We start from the raw sequence: 19,197 nt of genomic DNA on the forward strand, positions 1-19,197 counted from the left end.
CCGTTTACTCCTCAAAGGTCACTGGGCTTCCAGGCCTAATTCGTTGCTGCCCACCGATAATGACAGGCGTATTCTCGTACAAACCCTCAGTAATAAAGACCTCTTGCCCTAGGCGTGCCGCTATGGTCACTTCCTGCTTTGTAGCAACGCCTTGGGAAACGGTAAGTACGTATTGACTTTCTTTATCTTGAAATACGGATTTGTGGGGAATGACGACACCTTCGAGTGGTTGCGATGGGCTAATCCCTACTCTGACAAACTGATTTGGGATTAAGGTACCGCTGATGTTGTCAAACTGAGCAGCAATATTAACAGTACCGCTGTTTGCGTTTACTTTGTTGTCAATAAAACTGATATTACCTTTAAGATCGAGAACATAACCGTCTACTTTTAGGGAGTAATCGGATCCTTTACCTGCACGGATTTTGTGCTGTGTAAGCTCATTCTCATTGAGTGAAAATGAAGCTTCTATCGGAGTAACTTGTACAATATCGGTTAGCGGCCCAAAGTCCGGCCCAACCATGTCACCAATTGAAAAGTTAGAGCGACCAATCTGGCCTGAATAAGGTGCTTTTACCTTTGTGTTTTCAAGGTTGTCATTCTGCACTATTAGATTGGCCTTGGCTGCTTGAACCTTTGATTTGGCCGCTTTAAAATCGGCTTCTACGCGATCGAAGTTAGCCTGTGAAATACCACCAGAATTAAGCAGTGACTCTTGTCTGTCGTGAGTAATTTTAATTAAATCTAATGATGCTTCCGCTTCTTCTAACCCTGCAACAGCGGCCTGTACAGCAGCTTCATAAGTAGTTGGGTCAATTTCAAATAATATGTCTCCCTCTTCAACAATCGCTCCATCTGAAAAGTTTTTTCGTAGTAAAAAGCCGGTCGTCCTTGGCGTTAAGCTAGCTGATTCAATTGCTTGTATTCGTGCATTAAAGAAAGTGGTGGGAGCGTGTAGATGAGACTGAGCACGTTCAATGGTTACAGCTGTAGGAGCTGGCTGTGTTTCATTGAGTTGTGATTCAGTGCTGTTTTCTACACAGCCGGTTAAGAAAAGTATTAGCATTGCTAACAACAAAGGACGTTTCATTCTGACTCTCCAGAGCGTATCTGCACATCGTTTTAGGTTGCCGATTGATTCATTACGGCTTCGTTCGACAATTCAGGGAGAGAGTAAACAATAAAGTCTAGGGCGCTAAGTTACTTATGAGGAGGGATCCCTCACACTATTAAAACTTTTACCTGATGGGCTTAACCCTTCATAAGTGACTTAAGTGGAGGAAGCAGTTTATGTCATCTTCTTCAATGCTTTGAAGGGGGGCACCATGAAACAGGCGAAATTGACAGTTACAATAGCGTTGTTAGTGAGTTCATACTCGGTATTAGCTGAACACGCTTTTGACTTCGACATGGAATATACAGGTATTTACCAAGGACTGGCATCAGGTACACCGACAAAAACAGCAGACTTTTTTCATCGTCTTGATATGAAAGCAAGCGTAGACTTCGAAAAGCTTTCAATGTGGGAAAATGGAAAACTCAGCGCACAACTACAGGCTCACAATGGTGGACACAATACTTTTGGTATTAATGGTTCACCTTACTTTTCACCAAACAGTGCTGCTTTTTTAAGTGAAGATTTGTTTTTATCGTCGCTTTATTATTCACATCAGTTCAGCCAAGGCGCATTTTTACTAGGTAAAATTGATGCATTTGAGTTGCTTAAGGATGGCGAATTTTATGGAGGTGCAGGACGTTATGGATTTATGAATCTAGCATTTTCTGCTCCGCCAAGTGGTGTTGTGCCACCCGCATTTATAGGTTTAGTCGCGAATTGGCAAACAACCCCTGTTAATTGGACAGCAATGATCTATGACCCACGCAATCGCTACACAAGTGATCACTTTAGTGAAATCTTCCAAGATGGGATTAATTTGTCGTTAACAGCCTCTAAAGATCTCAAAATACTAGACAGAAACAGTAATGTGTCATTGACAGCAACTTATAGTACAGAAGAAGGGAAGGACTTAGACAATCTTGTTGATCCTACAGCTTATGCGTCGGGAAAATATAATTTACGAGCACAAGTTTCACACAACATCTATGAAGATGCCGCCAATCCTGCCAATGCGTGGGGCGTTTACATACGAGCCGCTGTTGCAGATGGCAACCCAAACTTACTCAGTGGTACCTTTTCTGGAGGCATTGGAGGCAGTGCGCTTATACCGCACCGGGTAAATGACCAATGGGGCGTGGGATACTTCTTACACAACATCTCAAACTCCGCTCAAGATTCAATTAATGGTCAGATAGGTGAGTTTGAAATAAGGAATGAGCAAGGTGTTGAGGCGTTCTATAGCTACGCAGTTACACCAAGTATTCATATCACTGGTGATATGCAATATTTGCAAGCGATGGATAGCAGTGAAAAACACGCATTAATTTTTGGACTAAGAACTAACATAAAGTTTTAACAGTACAGAACAAAATTTTTCTAAACTAATTTAACAAAATAGGTGTGATATGAAATCTTTAAAAACGGCTCTAAAGGTTTTACCCGTTATATTTTCAAGTGCTGTATTGTCGAGTACCCAGGTTAGTGTTCCTGAGCATCTAACGCCAGTTTGGACATTGGGCAATGGCCTTTCTGCAGAGCAAACTTTTGAATATAGGAATGCGTACAACTTCATGGCAATGCAGGACGCTGGTGATGTCGGCTTATATGCTGCGGCTCATATAAGTGAGTTTTTACCAACTACGGTTGTGTCTCGCGGCGGGCAGGTCTCGGAACTACCGACTAGTATAATACCGGACATAGCGAAGGTTAGAGCTACTACAGCATTGGGTGACTTAAGCGTTGAAGAAATGCTTAAAGACGAGCGTTCACGAATGCGAGCAATGCTTGTGATTCATAAAGGCGAGATCGTATATGAGCAATACCCTGGGCTTAGACAAGAAGATAATCATCTTTGGGCATCAGCAACAAAAACAATAGTGAGTTTATTGGCCAGCCAACTGGTTGAAGAGGGGAAGCTCGATTTAACGAAGTCTGCAAGCGAGTATCTAAATCCTTTAGATGGAACAGTATGGGATGACGTTAAGATCGAAGATATTTTAAACCAGCATTCAGGATTGGATATTAATGAACGATCTGTTGGTGTCCCGGGTCACCCAATCACTGATTTTTATCGTATTGCGACTGGAGATGATTCTTTACCAGAGGGGTCTGCGTTTCTGGGTCAAGTAATAAGAGCAGAAAAACTTAGAGAACCAGGAACAATGTTTGAGTACTCGTCTATCAATACATTTGTGCTTGGGGAAATAATTGAAACGATCACTCAAACCCCACTGCAAGATCTGATTAGTGATAGAGTTTGGAAAAAAGCGGGTATGGAAGGAGATGCGTTACTTGGACTCTCAATGTCGGGAGAACCAGCAGCCTTTGGCATTTTTGCTTCACGGCTGAGCGACCTTGGACGTTATGCAATGCTTTATACCCCAAGCTGGAATAAAGTAGCAAACGAGCAAATTGTGCCTGACCGTTATTTTGAATCGGTATACAAAGCATCAAATACGGAAACTTTTATCGGTGTTGACTATATGGGGCAGCGCATGGTGAATAATTTCGGAACAGACTGTATCGGTGCAGCATATCAGTGGGATGCCGTTTTTTGCGATGGTGATTTATACAAGTCGGGACGTACAGGACAGGCGATTTATGTTTCACCAGAAACCGACACTGTCGTTGTCTGGTTCTCTTCTAGCTACAAGAACAAAATTTGGTTAGAGGGGTACGCGAGAGAAATTGTTCAGCAAGTATTTCGTAAATAACCCGTTATAAACCGTGTATTGAGTCGTGTTTTACGGCTCAATACCACTTTGATCAGATTTTTTTGATAACCTATATCTAGTAGCCAAATGTACATAATATTAGACTAGGGTAGATCATGTTTACTAAAGATCAGATCATCAGCTTCTGTGCCGTTTTTGACAACGGTTCATTTAGCGCTGGAGCTCGTGCTCTTAAGCGAGATAGAACAACTATCCGTGAGCATGTCATTATTCTAGAGGATAATATTGGTACGGCGCTGTTTACCATTGAAGGGCGTTCAGCCATTCCTACTGCGATGGCCCAAAAACTTTATTCCCGAGCTCGAGCAATTGTGCGGCAAATAGAAGAATTTGAAAGCGCTGCCCTCGGTACTTTTGATAAGGACATCTTAACGGTCAATATTTACCATGACGCTATGATTCCTGCTTCGATGCTAGCGGGGATAGAAGAGATGACAAATAAAGCTTATCCTCATCTGCAATTCAATTGGTTGCATCGTAATCGTTCAGAAGCGATGAAGGATTTGGTTTCTGGAGAAGCACACATTGCGTTAATGCCTGTCAAAAACTATATCCATCCAGAAAAGGAAGTGAATTACATCAACCTAGGCCGCATCCCATTGTATGTCTACACTAACCCTAACCACCCATTGACCAAACTTGATTCCGTTAAAGTCTCCGATCTACAACAATATAAGCAGTATATTAACGAAAATCACTATGAAGCGTCGCTTAAAGGGATGGTGGTATCACCTGCCTATCACTTGGTAAGTAATAACGAGATAATCGCAAGCTTTTTGAAAAATCATGGCTGGGCAATTCTATCAGAAGCATTTGCAAAACGTTATTGTGATAATGATGAACTAGTAAAACTCAAGCAATTCGATATCGTAAACGGGTTTGGCTTTAATGCGTGCATATTCTATTCGTCATCAATGGAATTTGATTCAACAATTTCAGGTGTAATGGCTATCATCTCTCAATATGCTAAAAAGTACCTAGATTAACCGCACTTGGGAGATTCATTATTTCCCCTCTCTACTCGCCTTAGGCCAAATATCCATTACAATGCGTTCCTTCAGTCATTTGATGGGGAAAGCCCTGTATATGTGACTGAATGTGGTGAAAGTAACCTTGTTATCATTCTTTTAGGGAAAAAAACATAAGGATGAAAGAATTAGCAATGGTGAAAACATATGAAAAAATACACATTAGGTGCCACGTTATTATCAATAATGACCTTTCCTAGTTTCGCAGACGAAGCAATTGACCCCTCTGATCTAACGAATGTATACACTCAAGCTGCGATATTTGTAAGCTCTGACGCGGACATTCGCTTAACGACAATGTTCACAGGCGCGTGGAATGAATCAATAAGCTATGCAGGCTTTGTGGAAGGGAATTTTGGAAATACAGATGCCGATAAAGGCAATCAATTTGGAACCGACTATCTAGGAGGACGTGCACAATATTTTCAGGTTCATGAATTTAATAATACCATTATGCCAAAAGTGGGATTCTCGACAGATTTAATCCACTTAAAGCATTCTGGACTTGATGATACAGGCTTGCTTTCTGTTGGTGCCATTGGCTTGATCAACCCTGCATATACCCCAGGAATGATGGTATTTCCGAATGCAGCATATACAACAGGTGAAGTTTTTGGAGAGTCAGCAGATGGTTACATGTTGAATTTATTCGGTACCGTACCAGTTGGTAACAGCGGAGCTTTTATTCAATTTTGGCCTGAGTATTTTAGCGTGAGTGGTGATGAGGTTGAAATGACGTCTAAATCATTTAACTTCCTGCTTAATGCGCCAACTAGCACGGATAGAAGGCAGTGGTTTATTTCTAAGTTGCAGTATAATACCACCGACGTCACATTACCTGGTGGTCATCAACTGGAAGGTGACCCTGAACTAAAAGCTGAAGTCGGTATAAAATGGTACTTCTAGACATTATGCGAGGCGGCTGAGAGCAAAATCTTTCGCACATTCCTTCGCAATTTCAATGATACGGCGTCTTGTTCTATCCATTTCAGAGTTTAACGGGTAGAACAAGACCAACTCCTGCCTCAAGTCGCCTAACGCTTCATTAATTTCGATTTTTCTTAGCTTGCCAGACTCTACATAAGGCTGCGCGTTAGCGATGCTCAATAGTGTCCAACCCTTTTTCTGTATTTTGTGCAACAACATATCGTTGTTTGATATCAGGTGCTTCCGGTTGCTGATATTAGCGTATCTCATTTCATTCAAAACCGAGTTTTCGGTCAATATAAAGTCTTCAGTCGTAAGCTCATTCAAGTCAATTACATGATTGGATATGGATGAGTTTGTAGATGTGTAAAGTCCATAACGATAGGTACCTAAGTTGATTAGACCGACTTTAGTGTTGGGAAATATTTTTCCAACGGTTGGCATAATTGCAAAAGTTGCATCGCCAGACTCTATCTCGTCTAAGCTCGTTTTTCGGTCTCTTTGTAACCAGTTAACGGAAATATCTGGGAATTCATCTCCAATAGCGTCATCAATATCAGACAGTAAACATAAAGGCACAAGATCGTCATGGTGTAACGTAACTGTGGTGATTTGAGTTGAAAATGTGGATAGCGCTACATTGTAAAACTCTTTAGATTGTCGAGTTAAGTTCTCAGCTCTAGGGAACAAATGGTGTGCTTGCTCTGTAGGTACTAATGATTTTCCTTCAGTTTCAAACAGTTCGAAGCCCAAAATATCTTCTAATGCCTTCACTCTTTCGCGAACCGTTGCACGCGTTTTATTTGTTGCTCTTGCGGCTTTGCTGTAGCTATTCAATTCATAAACGGTCTTAAAACATGAAAGTTGTTCTAACGTAATCATCACTGTTCACTATGTTTATGGATGGAAATTCCATCCATTATGGATTCGTACGTATCATATTTCAAACGTAAAATTGGCCCTAAAGTAAGTTAGATCAACTAGGAACCAAAATATGAAACTGAAATCGATAGCTGCTTTAATCTCATTAACCTCGTTTTCGGCAATTGCTAGTGACAATGCCAATGCTATGTACTCACCTATGACAGAAGCGCATGAGCAAGTGACATTGAGTAATTGGATGCATTCAGATTACAACCATTGGGCTTTTCAAAACATGGGAATTCACCCTACATTAATAGTGCCACGAGATGGCAACATATCAGTGATACCGTCAGCACTAGACGGTTCAATTGCTGACCTAAAGTTCTCTTCGGGAAACCAAACATATACTGTTGATGAGGCGATGATAAATGACCGCACAGATGGGTATATTGTCATAAAAGATGGGCATATTGTGCATGAAGACTATTTTGGTACATTTGGACCAAAAGATCATCACATGTGGGCATCCAGCTCTAAGTCATTAATGGGCCAGGCCATTGGTATTTTGGTTGAGCAAGGTAAAATAGATCCGAATAAGAATGTTGATGAATACTTAGAGGAATTAAAGGGCAGTCATTTTGGAAACCAAACGGTACGTACGGTTCTGAACATGACATCAGCATTGGACTACAGTGAAGACTACGCAAATATCACTCCTGGTACGATGCATTTTGAGTATTTTCGCCGTCTAGGTTTAGTGCCTGCTTATGACTTAATGGCTATCGATCCAACACAAGATGATACACCGAGAGGCGTTTTAGAGTTTGCTCCTCACTTTACCCAAAATCCGGAACTGGCTGTTAACTATAAATATGAATACCACTCTCCAAATGTCGATGTTATCGGTTGGCTAATAGCTAGAGTTTCTGGGCAACCACTTCAAGATTTCATCGCTGAAAACATATGGTCTAAGTTGGGTGTTGAACACGATGCAACGTTTATGGCTGATATGACATTCACTCCGATTGCAACTGGTGGTATCTCCACCACCTTGAGAGACTTTGCTAGAGTTGGAATGGCAATTGCTAATGATGGTTTTTATAACGACCACCAGATATTTTCAAAAGCTTGGATTGAAGACACCTTCAATCTAACTGACGACGAAAAAGCGCATATGGATCGTAGTGTTTATAAAGAGAAAGGTTCTGGCGTATACGATGAGTGGTTAGAAGGTTATAAGAATTACCTTTGGGTACATGACAGCAAAAAGGGAATTGCGACTTTTAGAGGGGTTTACGGACAACACCTTTATATAAACCAAGACCAAAATCTCGTGATTGCTACGTTTTCGTCAGCTGAATCCGCCTCAAACGCTGCGAGGCAGACTAACCAGCCAAGGCTAGCTGCTTTTGAAGCGATCGCGAACCATTATGCGAAGTGATACCACGGGCTATATAACTCAGTTAACAACAGGACATTTCTACTTTGCTGAGAACAGGACATTTTAAAGTGGGATTGACAGGTGTAGTGGATAAGGGAATATGGCTAGCATACGTAGTCTGGTTGTATGGATGCGATGCATAAAGTAATCCAAAAAATCAGAATGCCCTATAGGTCGTAACTCACAATTGTTCAAAAACAAGTTAGAGATCCCAACTCACTCGTTCCTTATTCCTGCGGATATCCCAGAAAAACAAAGGGTTGACACAAAATGCCAACCCTTCAAAATTCTCGCTTTCTCGCTTTCTCGCTTTCTCGCTTTCTCGCTTTCTCGCTTTCTCGCTTTCTCGCTTTCTCGCTTTCTCGCTTTCTCGCTTTCTCGCTTTCTCGCTTTCTCGCTTTCTCGCTTTCTCGCTTTCTCGCTACTTCTCTAGCATACCTAGCTTGTCTGGCACGCCGTTCCATTTTTCGGCTTCATCCATGGCGGGTTTCACTTCGGTTTGTACTGGCCAAAGCTCGGCAAGTTCGGCATTGAGCTCAATGAAGAGGGTTTGATCGTCTGGCACTTCATCTTCTTGGAAGATCGCGTGCGCATCACATTCATCAACACACAGACCACAATCAATGCATTCGATTGGATTGATGACCATAAAGTTTGGGCCTTCATGAAACGCATCTGCCGGACATACAGCGACACAGTCAGTGTATTTACATTGGATACAGTTATCAGTTACGACAAACGCCATGATGAATGCTCTTGTATAAGTCAAAATTGAGGAAAGGGGATAATACTCATCCCAAGCCAAAATTCAATATGTTTGATTTAGTATGACAGACAATTCAATTTCTCGTAAAATGCGCGCCATTGTGAGCTGACCGTTCGTCAAACGGTTCTGGCTAAGACACCTATCTATACGAGACATCAACATGATACGTTTAAATGAAATTAAACTTCCTCTTGATCATGAGGAAGAGGCGCTGACTGCTGCCATTACCAAGAAGCTTGGCATCTCTGAAGACCAAGTCATCTCTTACAATGTATTTAGACGTGGCTACGATGCTCGTAAAAAAGCCAACATTCTATTGATCTACACGCTAGACGTGGTGGTTGAAAATGAAACTGCACTACTTGAGCAGTTCGTTAGTGATCCGCACGTAAAAGAAACGCCAGACATGGAGTACAAATTCGTTGCCAAAGCGCCTGAGAACGTGACGGAACGTCCTGTGGTTATCGGCTTTGGTCCATGTGGTTTGTTCGCGGCATTGATTCTTGCGCAAGCGGGCTTTAAACCTATCGTTGTTGAGCGCGGTAAAGAGGTTCGTGAGCGTACAAAAGATACCTTCGGCTTCTGGCGTAAGCGAACTCTAAACACGGAATCAAACGTTCAGTTTGGTGAGGGTGGTGCAGGTACGTTCTCTGACGGTAAGCTTTATAGCCAAGTAAAAGATCCAAACTTCTACGGTCGTAAAGTAATCACTGAGTTTGTTGCAGCAGGCGCTCCAGAAGAGATCATGTACGTAAGTAAGCCTCACATTGGTACCTTTAAGCTGGTAACGATGATCGAGAAGATGCGTGCGAAAATTATCGAACTGGGTGGTGAAATCCGCTTTAGCACTCGCGTCGATGATATCCACATGGATGGCGAGCAAATCACGGGTCTAACCCTATCGAACGGTGAAGAGATCAAATCTCGCTACGTTGTTCTAGCCGTAGGTCACAGTGCGCGTGATACATTCGAAATGCTGCACGATCGCGGCGTGTACATGGAAGCGAAGCCGTTCTCGGTTGGTTTCCGTATTGAGCACAAGCAGTCGATGATCGACGAAGCACGTTTTGGTAAAAATGCCGGTAACCCAATCTTAGGTGCCGCTGACTACAAACTGGTTCATCATTGTAAGAATGGTCGTACTGTATACAGTTTCTGTATGTGTCCGGGTGGTACAGTCGTCGCCGCTACGTCTGAAGAAGGTCGCGTTGTGACTAATGGTATGAGCCAATACTCGCGTTCAGAGCGTAACGCGAACAGTGCAATCGTTGTGGGTATCGACCCTGAACGTGATTACCCAGGTGATCCACTAGCAGGTGTCCGTTTCCAACGTGAGCTTGAGTCAGGTGCTTACGTACTTGGTGGTGAAAACTACGATGCGCCAGCACAGAAGATTGGTGACTTCCTTAAAGGTCGCGATCCGAGTGAGATTGGCGACGTTCAGCCGTCATTCACTCCGGGTATCCACCTAACGGATATCTCTAAAGCGCTACCAGATTTTGCCATTGAAGCGATCCGTGAAGCAATTCCAGCGTTTGATAAGAAGATCAAAGGCTTTGCGTCTGATGACGGTTTATTGACTGGTGTTGAAACTCGTACATCTTCTCCAGTTTGTATCAAGCGTGGCAAAGACTTCCAGAGCATCAACCTTAAAGGCTTCTACCCAGCAGGTGAAGGGGCTGGTTATGCAGGTGGTATCCTTTCTGCGGGCATTGACGGTATCAAGGTGGCTGAAGCTCTTTCTAAGGCAATGGTTGCTGACCTAGAAAACGCGTAATCTCACTAATCAAATATCTAGGCTCTTCTGTTATGGCAGAAGGGCCTTTTTTATCTCTATAAGGTGGTGGGAGTATTCAATTCGTCTGGCTCACCAAGGTGATTACGAGTTCCAATTTGAGTTGAAAGGGGCCGCTGAGTTTGAACATTAAACTCTAATCAATCTCCCATTTAAATCCAGCACTGATTTCTCCGTTCTCATTTGATTGAACGTGAGTTTCGATTCCTTTGCTAGGGAATTGGGTAATGTAACATTTTACATCACTGCTTTTTTGCTTCGGATTTTTTGCGTCAAAAGAGTCTTGGGTTCTCTCTGTACATTCATCTCCTGAAAATTGAGTTTGTATCGGTGTCGTATCTTCATCGTAAGGGGAAGGCTGCCACTGGACTGGAGCAGAGATAGTATGGTTCTGAGGTAATTCATCAAGGAATGTACCCGCATAGGCGCTGGTGGTAGTAGCGGATAGTAAGAAAGCTAGCAACAAATGTTTGGTCATAAAAAGGTGCCTGTCTATAAAATCTTTAGCGAAGTTACTTTTATAAATTAGAGCCAAAATAAAATTTAAGCAATAAAAAATTATCGTTTTACGATAATTTTTTATTGCTAAGTAGGTTTTATTTGCCTAAGATATACTCAAGTTAAGTTCACTTAGGTCCTCTCATGACACAACAATCTATCAGCAAATTTAGTCGAAATTTATTGGTGCTATTTTGGTTCTCTCTTGTTTTTACCGCCGTGTTAAATACGGTATTTTGGTTTTCTGCAACGTTATGGGATGCTGAATGGTTTAAGGCTGGCTTTCCCGTTGAGGTGACATTGCCTTTAAGTTTGACTCGGTCATTGATTGGTTTTTTGCCAAGTATGCTGACAACGTTTTTGACAATGGCTCTACTGTGGCAGTTGATAGTCCTCTTTCGTTTGTATGAAAAAGGTCAGATCTTTGAACGTCAAAATACACTGTGTTACAAAAAGATCAGTTACTTATTGATGGCAACGCCTTTCGTTCAACTTATTATGGGCATACTTCTTAGCTTCGCATTGTCGTACAATGACGGAAATTGGAACGTATCGTTTGAAGTGAATGACGCTGACATCACAATGTTTGTTATTGGATTGGTGGTTCGTGTTATTGCAGTAGTAATGGAAAGAGCAGCAGAGCTTCAAGAAGAAAGTGAGCTGACAATTTAAGTGAAAGTTTATGGCGATTGTAATCAACCTAGATGTAATGCTAGCTAAACGGAAAATGCGCTCCAATGAGTTGGCGAAACTAGTTGGTATTACCGAGCAGAACCTATCAGTGCTTAAAAATGGCCGTGCCAAAGCGGTCAAATTGTCTACTTTAGAAGCAATCTGCAAGCACCTGGATTGCCAGCCAGGCGATTTGCTCGAATATACGCCTACTGAGAGCGATACCTAACTGATGTAGCCAATTGATGATGACCTTAAAAAGCCAGTGTTAATCTCTGGCTTTTTTACGTTTGATATCTTTTCTCGCTTTAATATCTTTAATTTGCATTAGTTTAGTGATCATTTTGTAAGTTAGTGTGCTGGCGACTAAGCTTTGTCTATATGCACATTGAGGTATATCAATGGATCTGATTAAACTTATCTATGTGAGCACAGTTAGCAAGGAGTTTGAGCTGACATCTTTTGAAGACATAATGAACAGTGCTCAGGGAAATAATGGTGAACATGAAGTCACTGGGATTTTGTATTTCAATCAACATTATTTTATACAGTATTTGGAAGGCAGCGAGGAGAATGTGGAGTCTACCTATCGCCGTATCCAGAAAGATAAGCGTCATTGTAATGTCACGCTGTTAGATAAAAGTTCAATCGAAAATAGGCAGTTTAGCGGTTGGTCTATGGCTTATTTGCTTCAATCAGAGATTCTAAAAACGCTCAACTTCTATTTTATGGATTCACCTGAATTCAACCCATATAGACTTGATGCACAATCTGCAAACGAGTTAATTACTGAGTTAAGAAGTCACCTGCCACTCGCTTATTTGCACAGCGATGCCTTATCGAAAACTTATCGTTAAACCAAGTATTTGCTTGCTCTACGAACATAATATTACGATTGCATTGTTTATTTTAGTCGTACTTTTTTCCTTCATGATCCTGACAAAGGTCTAAACTGAGTACTATTCGCTGTTCTATTTTTCCTATTGAATCCGACCCCTCTCAAGGAGGCAAAATGGCATCTCAGAACATCCAACATTTTTTTCATCCTGACTCTGGCACCATAAGCTATGTGGTGGCTGATCAGGATACAAAAGAAGCGATTATCATTGATCCTGTTGCCAATTATGATGTGAAAAATGACGAGATTAGCTATGAGTCCGCGCAAGAGATTATTGATCATATTCAACTTAATCAGCTGCACATAGTAGCTATTTTGGAAACGCATATTCACGCGGATCATTTGTCGGGTTCGTTTTATTTGAGTAAGGAACTTCAGGCTCCGATTTATGTTTCGGAAGGGGTCAAGGAGGTTTATGCGCAGTGGAAGGACGAACTGTGTCTCAGTGAGCTTTATCACTTTGAACATTATCTATTGGAAAATGAAGAGATGGATTTTGGCAATTCTCACTTAGAGGTCATTGCGACACCCGGACACACCCAATCTGACTTAACCTTTAAGATAGGTGATGCACTGTTTGTTGGTGACTCATTGTTTTTTAATGGTACGGGTCGGGCTGACTTTCCTGGTGGCAGCGCTGAGAAAATGTTTGAGTCGATACGTAAGTTGTATGAATTGAAGGACAGTACAGAAGTGTACCTTTGTCATGATTACCCAGATAAGGCAGAAAACCTCCATTATAAAACCACGATAGGTGATGAAAAGCATGACAACATCTTGGTTGATGAGAATACCTCATGCCAACAATTTGTTGATAAAAGGGAGGGACGAGATCATCAACTCACGCCCCCAAAGCTTCTTAAGCCAGCGTTAGAGTTTAACCTTACCGCGTTGCATTCTCTTCACTAAGCGTTGTGTTATAAAAGGCGGAGAGAACCGAGGTTAGGTGCCGAGAAGCGGTGACTCTAACTCGAAATATGATTGAGAGGGACTAACCATGATTGTCCGGTTTATCACAATATGTATGTTGTTTGTCTTTTCAGCTCAAGCGCAGGTTCCTTCACGCATATTATGGACGATACAGGATGAATGGCCGCCATATGTTATCGACTCTGCAGAAGTGAAAGGTTTGGCCTATGAGATTATTTCGGAAGCCTTTGCTGAACAAGGCTACACCATTAAAAATACCATTAAACCATGGAGCCGAGCTTTAAGGGAGGTAACGACTCAGCGCTATGATATTGCGCTGACCGTTTGGAAGAGTAGCGAGAGACTCGAGTATCTTGATTTCAGTGATGCCTATCTGACCAATTCACTCATCTTTGTATCGCTAAAAGAAAACTCATTCAGTTATACAGGTCTAGAAAGTTTAAAAGAGAAACGGATTGGAGTATTGCGAGGCTATGCCTATGATGATGACTTCTTGAAATCGAATGCTTTTGATCGGATGGACTCTGATAGTTTAGCCACCAACGTGAGAAAGTTAAAAGCTGGCCGGATCGATGCGTTAGTGGCCGATAAGTTCTTTTTCTTATGGTATTTAAAAAACAATGAGTTAGAGATTAATGACTTCGCTTTGATCGACAAACCATTAGCAGAAAACCCGTTATATATTGCTATCAGTCGTGATCATCCAAACAAAGAGAGTATTCTATCGGCTTTTAATGCCGGGCTGAAGTCACTGCAACAGTCGGGAAGAATTGCCGATCTGATTAAAAAGTACGAATAAATTAGGGCACCTGATGGTGCCCCAATTTCTAGACTATAGTCGACTGTTTATTTGTGCTATCTCCTCACACCAATCTTGCTGCAGGTTGGGCTTTTGATGCTTGGGTTTACGCTGAAGATCTTCTTCAAGTAACGTTTCTAGCTCTATCAAGCGCTCTAGTAGTTGCTCTTCGCCAGTTAGCTTTCCGTCTAAGAGGTTCAACTCCTGTTGATTATCTGATGCTTGAACAGCCAAAGCGGTGTCAGGATGTTCGGCTATCTGTTGGTACACCTCTTCAGCGCTTAGGTACTCGGTTAATGTACCATTGTTGATTAACCAAAAATGATTGCAGCTTTGCTCGATGAGACTACGGTCGTGGCTGACAATGAGTGCCGCACCATTAAACTCATTCAAAGTCGCAATCAGTTCTTCTTTGCCTTCTATATCCAAGTGGTTGGTTGGCTCATCAAGAAACAACAGATGGTACTTCGCGAGGGTTAGGCCGATAAACAATAAGCGCGCACGCTCACCGCCACTGAGTGAGGCCACATCTTGGTTGTGCCGTGCATACTCAAAGCCTGCACCAATCAGTGAACGCTTAGCTATTTCACTACTCACGGATGAAAAGGCCTGTAAGGCGTCGCTTATAGTGTCAGTGTCTTTCAGCTGCTTGAGAGACTGGTCGTAGTATCCTAAGCGACACCTGTCATGAAAGGTGACAGCCTGTGAGCTCAATGGGTTTATCTCGGCGAGATAATGTTGGTAAAGTTGGTTAAGCAGGGTTGATTTACCGCAGCCATTACTTCCTAAAACCGCAATCCGGTCGCCACTTTTTACGCGCATTTCTACCATTTCAAATAGATGGAAACAGCTATCTGGTGGTGTAACGCTAAACTCGCCGGTTTCAAGCAGTCGGTTGGCAGGCAGAGCTTCACCTTGCAATACAAGTTGCCAAGGCGTGCCTTCTGTCAACTCTGTTTGAGCTTCCTCTAAGCGCTCTTTTCTCGCAAACATGGTCTTTGCTTTACGGGCGAGATCTTCGTTGTCATAAACCTTACCCCAGATCGCGAGCCGTTTGGCACTTTTCTCTATTCGGTCTATCTCTTTTTGCTCATTGGCATGTCGAGCTTGGTCTTGCTGATCTTTCTCATACAGTGCGGCCCTTGCTTGAGTGCAAGGTAGGGCAAAATGATGAAGAGATTGATCTCGCATGACCCAAGTCGTATTTGTCACTCGATCTAGCAGGGTTTGGTCGTGTGAAACCAACACAAAAGAGCCTTTCCAATTGGAGAGAAACTGCTCTAGCCAAAGTAACGAAGGTAAGTCTAAGTGGTTACTGGGCTCATCGAGAAGCAGTAAGTCTGGCTGATTGATAATGGCTCTCGCGATAAGCAATCGCATCTGCTGACCACCACTGCAATTGGCGACAGGCATATCTTGCTCAGAGTGAGAAAAACCAAGCTCGGCCAACACCAGTTCAGCGCGCCAGTCGTCATCCACACTTAACATTTCAGCTAAGGCTTCACGGATACTTTGACTATAAAGGTGCTCAGGAACATGTTGCTCTACATAGCTCATAAGGCAATGGGTTGCTTTGGCTATGTGACCTTCTGTCGGTTCATATTGACCATTGAGTAGCTTCAATAGAGAGCTTTTGCCACAGCCGTTATGACCAATGAGTCCGATTTTATCACCACGATTAAGGGTGAAGGTTAGTGCTGTAAACAGCGGGTTTGAGGTGTAGGAAAGAGTTAGTGATTGTGCAGTTAAATAAGTACTCATAATTTTCTCAAGAATTTGGGGCGCAAAAGGCCGTTGTCTGTGCTGACAATAATTCTTCGAGCTTGAGGGAAAGTACTCGGGGACGTTATTCGTCTATAGTTGATATTTCGCTCAAGTCGAGATTATCGCAGCGCGATATCTAAAACTCTTGAGCGAGCCTTCATGCCATAAAAGCGTGGGTTGATTGAACACCACAAAGACATAAATTCCTCCTTAAGTTAGTTGTAAAAGTGTTGCCACTTTCGGTTATTCGTTGATGAGCATTTTAGCGCCATTGTCACCAATGTACAGAAAACTATCAGGGTTCAAGATAGCTTCGTGATAACAATCATAGGCTTATACTTTTGGCTTACGCCTTGTCTCTCAACCCTGAATTTATAAATTTGGGAGGATTTACATCATGTTGCTGTTGATAAAATCACCAAATACACATGCCAGACAAGGAGTCCTCCGTGAATCAACGGCAGTTACAACAGCAAGAGTTTGACCTAAGTGAACACAACCTAATTGTCGGTTGCGCTAAACAATGTCCTATTTCTCCCGAGTTATTGGCAGCCACCACTGCTGACTCTGATTACGTTGTCGATACATTTCAAAGTGGACTAACCGCAGAAGTGTTTCGCGTTCGATTTGATGGTAAGGATTACACCCTGAAGAAAAAGAGGCCAGAGGCGAAAGTGAAAAACCTCGATGGTCAGTACTCCTTCCTTAACGAAGTCCAACGTCGTTTCGATATTCAGCAGCAAAAAGACGATACGAGTACTTCGCAGGATTTCGAGTGCATAGTTTCTACGGTTTATGCTGATTATCGCTTAGGCATTATTTTGTCTGATTGGATTGAAGGAGCACCCATTCAACAGGTAACGAGTTCAATGCTCTCACAGCTATTTTCCACGTTATCTGCTTGCGAAAAGATAGGTCTATTTGAATGGGATTTATGTGGTGGAAACCTGCTTGTTGATGAACAGCATAAATTATGGCTATTCGACTTTGGTTATATGTATCCGTTCAATCCTATTAAAGAACTCAACAGCAATGGGCTAGAAGCACCTATGTTCAACTTCTGTGAGCGATTCGAGACTCGATTCCTATCTGGTTGGTTATTGGAAAATGAATACTCTCATCGTGAATCGTTAGCCATCTATAAGAACGTAAAGCATGAGGCACTGAACATTCTAATTCAGCAGCTCAATGGGTTAAAAAGTAGCGCGGCTGACTCGGTGGTGATAGCTGAAAAAGAGGCGCTGGTTAAGCGATATCAGCAGGCCCTAGAGAGCGAAGACAATCTAAACGCGCTGTTTCGCTTGGAAATGTTTCGCTCGCATGTACTCGATATTGAGGATGATCTTGATGGTCAAAGCTGTACACCGACCACCATTAAGCGAGTGGATTTAGTACTGTCGATGATCCGCGAGCACTACAATGAGCTCAAGCAGCAAGGTGGATTTTTCTATCACAATGAAGGGAAAACCCAGCAGGAGCTTATTGAATCATACAATCACAAGCGAGAATTGGTGAAACGGTATCAAATTACGTAGGAAGTTATTGTTCAAGGCAGAGCTTGTCAGTTTTGACTCTCTAGCATCTCTATCAAGCCGCCAGCGTTATGTAACTTGGTAAAGCCTTTCGCTTTTAGATACTGATAAGCCTTCCCTGAACGATTGCCACTACGACAATACAGTACTATTTGAGTATCTTTATCAATATCGGCAAAGTGAATGTTTAGCGCTGAGAGCGGATAGTTCACAGCTTGTGGTAAATGCCCGTCTGCGAACTCTGGTGGCGTTCTGACATCAACAATCATTGCGCCTTGTTCTATCCATTGCCAGCCTATCTCTGCCCGCTCAGAGGCGAAAGCTGGAAGGCTTAGCGCAGCCAGTAATGTAAAAAGTAGTGTTAGGCGCTTCATGGTGGTTCCTTTTTGCTGTAACTCACTCAGCATATCTGATTGCTCTCTTTTCGCCGCGAGATATGTCACAACACCTACTCTTTGCCCGTTTCGTAGCGATTTTCCTGTCACATTTTCTTACGTGTCCCTTTGAATAGAAACAACCTAGAAACATCTGCTGTGACTTGGGGCTCAATAGAATCTTGATACAGCGAATGTATCACCATACCTTTTACCGAGTTTATTCGTAGCCCTATATTTGGCGTCGCTGACAGCACATTTTTAAAGGTCTACGAATGAAACTCCAAACCCTAATTTGCGCAGCTTTGCTTGCAGGTGCATCGACTTCTGCTATCGCTGGAGAAACCAAACTTGATGTTCGTTTTGGTTACAATACGACGTCAGAAAATCGTGATAGCCGCGTGAAGTTTATGCACACCTTCGACAACGGTTTTTACTTTAGTGCAGAAGCAGCTCAGCTACATAACGACGCTTATTTTGGCAGCAATGATGCTAACAACCCAGACAAGAACGGTTTGCAAGCGGCGGCTCAAGAGTTTGAAGCGTCTTACAAGTTTAATCTTAATGATGATTGGTATTGGTCTCCGGGTCTTGTGACAGTCACAACTTCAGACTGGACGGAATATCGGCCTTACTTAAAGCTAGGAACCACGTTTGACAACGGGGTGTCGATGACAGGTCGCTACCGCTACAACTGGTCAAATGAGGCTAATGGTAAGCAGTATCTGGATGGCAGTGGCACAACACGCGGTGCATCAAATCAGTTTGATTTGTGGATCTCTAAAAACATTGGTGATTGGGGTCTAATGTATAACCCTCGCTACCGTGTTCAAGACGGTGTTGATCAGGGTACGGGCCGAGACGATTACTGGGAGCACACCATCATGGTTAACTACAAAGTCGATGAAACTTGGACGCCATACATGGAGTTGGTGTCGGTAGACGAGACATATGTGGATAGCAATGGTAATCGCGAAAATGACTACGCGGTGCGTTTTGGCGTTGTAATGAACCTGTAGTGTAGTTTTTAGTTCTCTATCTGTCCTTTGCCAGTCAT

Annotated in this window: 20 protein-coding genes; 14 read left to right on the forward strand and 6 right to left on the reverse strand. The window is 42.6% G+C overall.

The genetic code is table 11. The features are described from left to right. Nucleotides 1–4: 4 nt before the first annotated feature. Nucleotides 5–1,090, reverse strand: a complete 1,086-nt coding sequence (locus tag IX91_RS15780; protein ID WP_004746595.1) for an efflux RND transporter periplasmic adaptor subunit — start codon at nt 1,088–1,090, stop codon at nt 5–7. A gap of 235 nt (nt 1,091–1,325) precedes the next feature. On the opposite strand from IX91_RS15780, the gene IX91_RS15785 reads away from it, so the two are divergent. The 4 genes from IX91_RS15785 (at nt 1,326) to IX91_RS15800 (ending at nt 5,786) form a co-directional block, all read left to right on the forward strand. Further along, nucleotides 1,326–2,474 carry a carbohydrate porin gene (locus IX91_RS15785; RefSeq protein WP_004746596.1) on the forward strand — a complete coding sequence of 383 codons (1,149 nt, stop codon included), beginning with the start codon at nt 1,326–1,328 and terminating at the stop codon, nt 2,472–2,474. Between the two features lie 49 nt (nt 2,475–2,523). Next, nucleotides 2,524–3,831 (forward strand): serine hydrolase domain-containing protein, encoded by a 1,308-nt coding sequence (locus IX91_RS15790; protein ID WP_004749568.1) that lies wholly within the window; start codon nt 2,524–2,526, stop codon nt 3,829–3,831. A 116-nt stretch (nt 3,832–3,947) separates the two neighbouring features. Beyond that, the gene (locus tag IX91_RS15795) at nt 3,948–4,838 is read left to right on the forward strand and encodes a LysR family transcriptional regulator (protein ID WP_004746600.1); all 891 of its coding nucleotides are present in this window, start codon (nt 3,948–3,950) and stop codon (nt 4,836–4,838) included. A gap of 189 nt (nt 4,839–5,027) precedes the next feature. Beyond that, nucleotides 5,028–5,786, forward strand: a complete 759-nt coding sequence (locus IX91_RS15800) for a hypothetical protein (protein ID WP_004746602.1) — start codon at nt 5,028–5,030, stop codon at nt 5,784–5,786. Between the two features lie 3 nt (nt 5,787–5,789). Here IX91_RS15800 and IX91_RS15805 read toward each other — a convergent pair whose 3' ends face one another. After that, nucleotides 5,790–6,689, reverse strand: a complete 900-nt coding sequence (locus IX91_RS15805; RefSeq protein ID WP_004746603.1) for a LysR family transcriptional regulator — start codon at nt 6,687–6,689, stop codon at nt 5,790–5,792. Between the two features lie 112 nt (nt 6,690–6,801). Between IX91_RS15805 and IX91_RS15810 the strand changes: the two genes are divergently transcribed. Beyond that, nucleotides 6,802–8,112 (forward strand): serine hydrolase domain-containing protein, encoded by a 1,311-nt coding sequence (locus IX91_RS15810; RefSeq protein WP_004746604.1) that lies wholly within the window; start codon nt 6,802–6,804, stop codon nt 8,110–8,112. A gap of 187 nt (nt 8,113–8,299) precedes the next feature. After that, nucleotides 8,300–8,545 (forward strand): hypothetical protein, encoded by a 246-nt coding sequence (locus IX91_RS26410; protein WP_144441810.1) that lies wholly within the window; start codon nt 8,300–8,302, stop codon nt 8,543–8,545. Here IX91_RS26410 and fdxA read toward each other — a convergent pair. Further along, nucleotides 8,534–8,857 (reverse strand): ferredoxin FdxA, encoded by a 324-nt coding sequence (fdxA, locus tag IX91_RS15815; RefSeq protein ID WP_004746605.1) that lies wholly within the window; start codon nt 8,855–8,857, stop codon nt 8,534–8,536. The genes IX91_RS26410 and fdxA overlap by 12 nt on opposite strands. 181 nt (nt 8,858–9,038) lie before the next feature. Here fdxA and IX91_RS15820 point away from each other — a divergent pair, with 181 nt between their 5' ends. Continuing rightward, entirely contained in the window at nt 9,039–10,655 is a 1,617-nt protein-coding gene (locus IX91_RS15820; RefSeq protein WP_004746607.1) for an NAD(P)/FAD-dependent oxidoreductase, read from the forward strand. Between the two features lie 154 nt (nt 10,656–10,809). On the opposite strand, the gene IX91_RS15825 is transcribed toward IX91_RS15820, so the two are convergent. Beyond that, entirely contained in the window at nt 10,810–11,151 is a 342-nt protein-coding gene (locus IX91_RS15825) for a hypothetical protein (protein ID WP_004749571.1), read from the reverse strand. A 164-nt stretch (nt 11,152–11,315) separates the two neighbouring features. Here IX91_RS15825 and IX91_RS15830 point away from each other — a divergent pair, with 164 nt between their 5' ends. From IX91_RS15830 to IX91_RS15850, 5 genes are all read left to right on the forward strand, one after another. Then, nucleotides 11,316–11,843 (forward strand): DUF2975 domain-containing protein, encoded by a 528-nt coding sequence (locus tag IX91_RS15830; RefSeq protein WP_004744138.1) that lies wholly within the window; start codon nt 11,316–11,318, stop codon nt 11,841–11,843. A 10-nt stretch (nt 11,844–11,853) separates the two neighbouring features. Then, the gene (locus IX91_RS15835) at nt 11,854–12,072 is read left to right on the forward strand and encodes a helix-turn-helix domain-containing protein (protein WP_004744137.1); all 219 of its coding nucleotides are present in this window, start codon (nt 11,854–11,856) and stop codon (nt 12,070–12,072) included. Nucleotides 12,073–12,244: 172 nt separating this feature from the next. Beyond that, a complete protein-coding gene (locus IX91_RS15840) occupies nt 12,245–12,700 on the forward strand; it encodes a BLUF domain-containing protein (protein WP_004744136.1) in 456 nt (151 codons plus the stop codon). Nucleotides 12,701–12,855: 155 nt separating this feature from the next. Continuing rightward, nucleotides 12,856–13,650, forward strand: coding sequence for an MBL fold metallo-hydrolase (locus tag IX91_RS15845; RefSeq protein ID WP_004744135.1), 795 nt, complete (start codon nt 12,856–12,858; stop codon nt 13,648–13,650). A 115-nt stretch (nt 13,651–13,765) separates the two neighbouring features. Next, the gene (locus IX91_RS15850) at nt 13,766–14,470 is read left to right on the forward strand and encodes a substrate-binding periplasmic protein (protein ID WP_236642940.1); all 705 of its coding nucleotides are present in this window, start codon (nt 13,766–13,768) and stop codon (nt 14,468–14,470) included. A 33-nt stretch (nt 14,471–14,503) separates the two neighbouring features. Here the strand turns inward: IX91_RS15850 and IX91_RS15855 are convergent, their stop codons facing one another. Then, nucleotides 14,504–16,231 carry an ABC-F family ATP-binding cassette domain-containing protein gene (locus IX91_RS15855; protein WP_004744133.1) on the reverse strand — a complete coding sequence of 576 codons (1,728 nt, stop codon included), beginning with the start codon at nt 16,229–16,231 and terminating at the stop codon, nt 14,504–14,506. A 452-nt stretch (nt 16,232–16,683) separates the two neighbouring features. Between IX91_RS15855 and IX91_RS15860 the strand changes: the two genes are divergently transcribed. After that, nucleotides 16,684–17,769 carry a protein kinase family protein gene (locus IX91_RS15860; RefSeq protein WP_004744132.1) on the forward strand — a complete coding sequence of 362 codons (1,086 nt, stop codon included), beginning with the start codon at nt 16,684–16,686 and terminating at the stop codon, nt 17,767–17,769. A 26-nt stretch (nt 17,770–17,795) separates the two neighbouring features. Here IX91_RS15860 and IX91_RS15865 read toward each other — a convergent pair whose 3' ends face one another. Continuing rightward, complete coding sequence (locus IX91_RS15865; protein WP_038197698.1) at nt 17,796–18,140, reverse strand: rhodanese-like domain-containing protein; 345 nt, start codon at nt 18,138–18,140, stop codon at nt 17,796–17,798. Nucleotides 18,141–18,415: 275 nt separating this feature from the next. Between IX91_RS15865 and IX91_RS15870 the strand changes: the two genes are divergently transcribed. Continuing rightward, nucleotides 18,416–19,159, forward strand: a complete 744-nt coding sequence (locus IX91_RS15870) for an oligogalacturonate-specific porin KdgM family protein (RefSeq protein ID WP_004744130.1) — start codon at nt 18,416–18,418, stop codon at nt 19,157–19,159. The last annotated feature ends 38 nt before the right edge of the window (nt 19,160–19,197 follow it).

Origin of the sequence: Vibrio tubiashii ATCC 19109, from assembly GCF_000772105.1 — a bacterium.
GTDB lineage: Bacteria > Pseudomonadota > Gammaproteobacteria > Enterobacterales > Vibrionaceae > Vibrio > Vibrio tubiashii.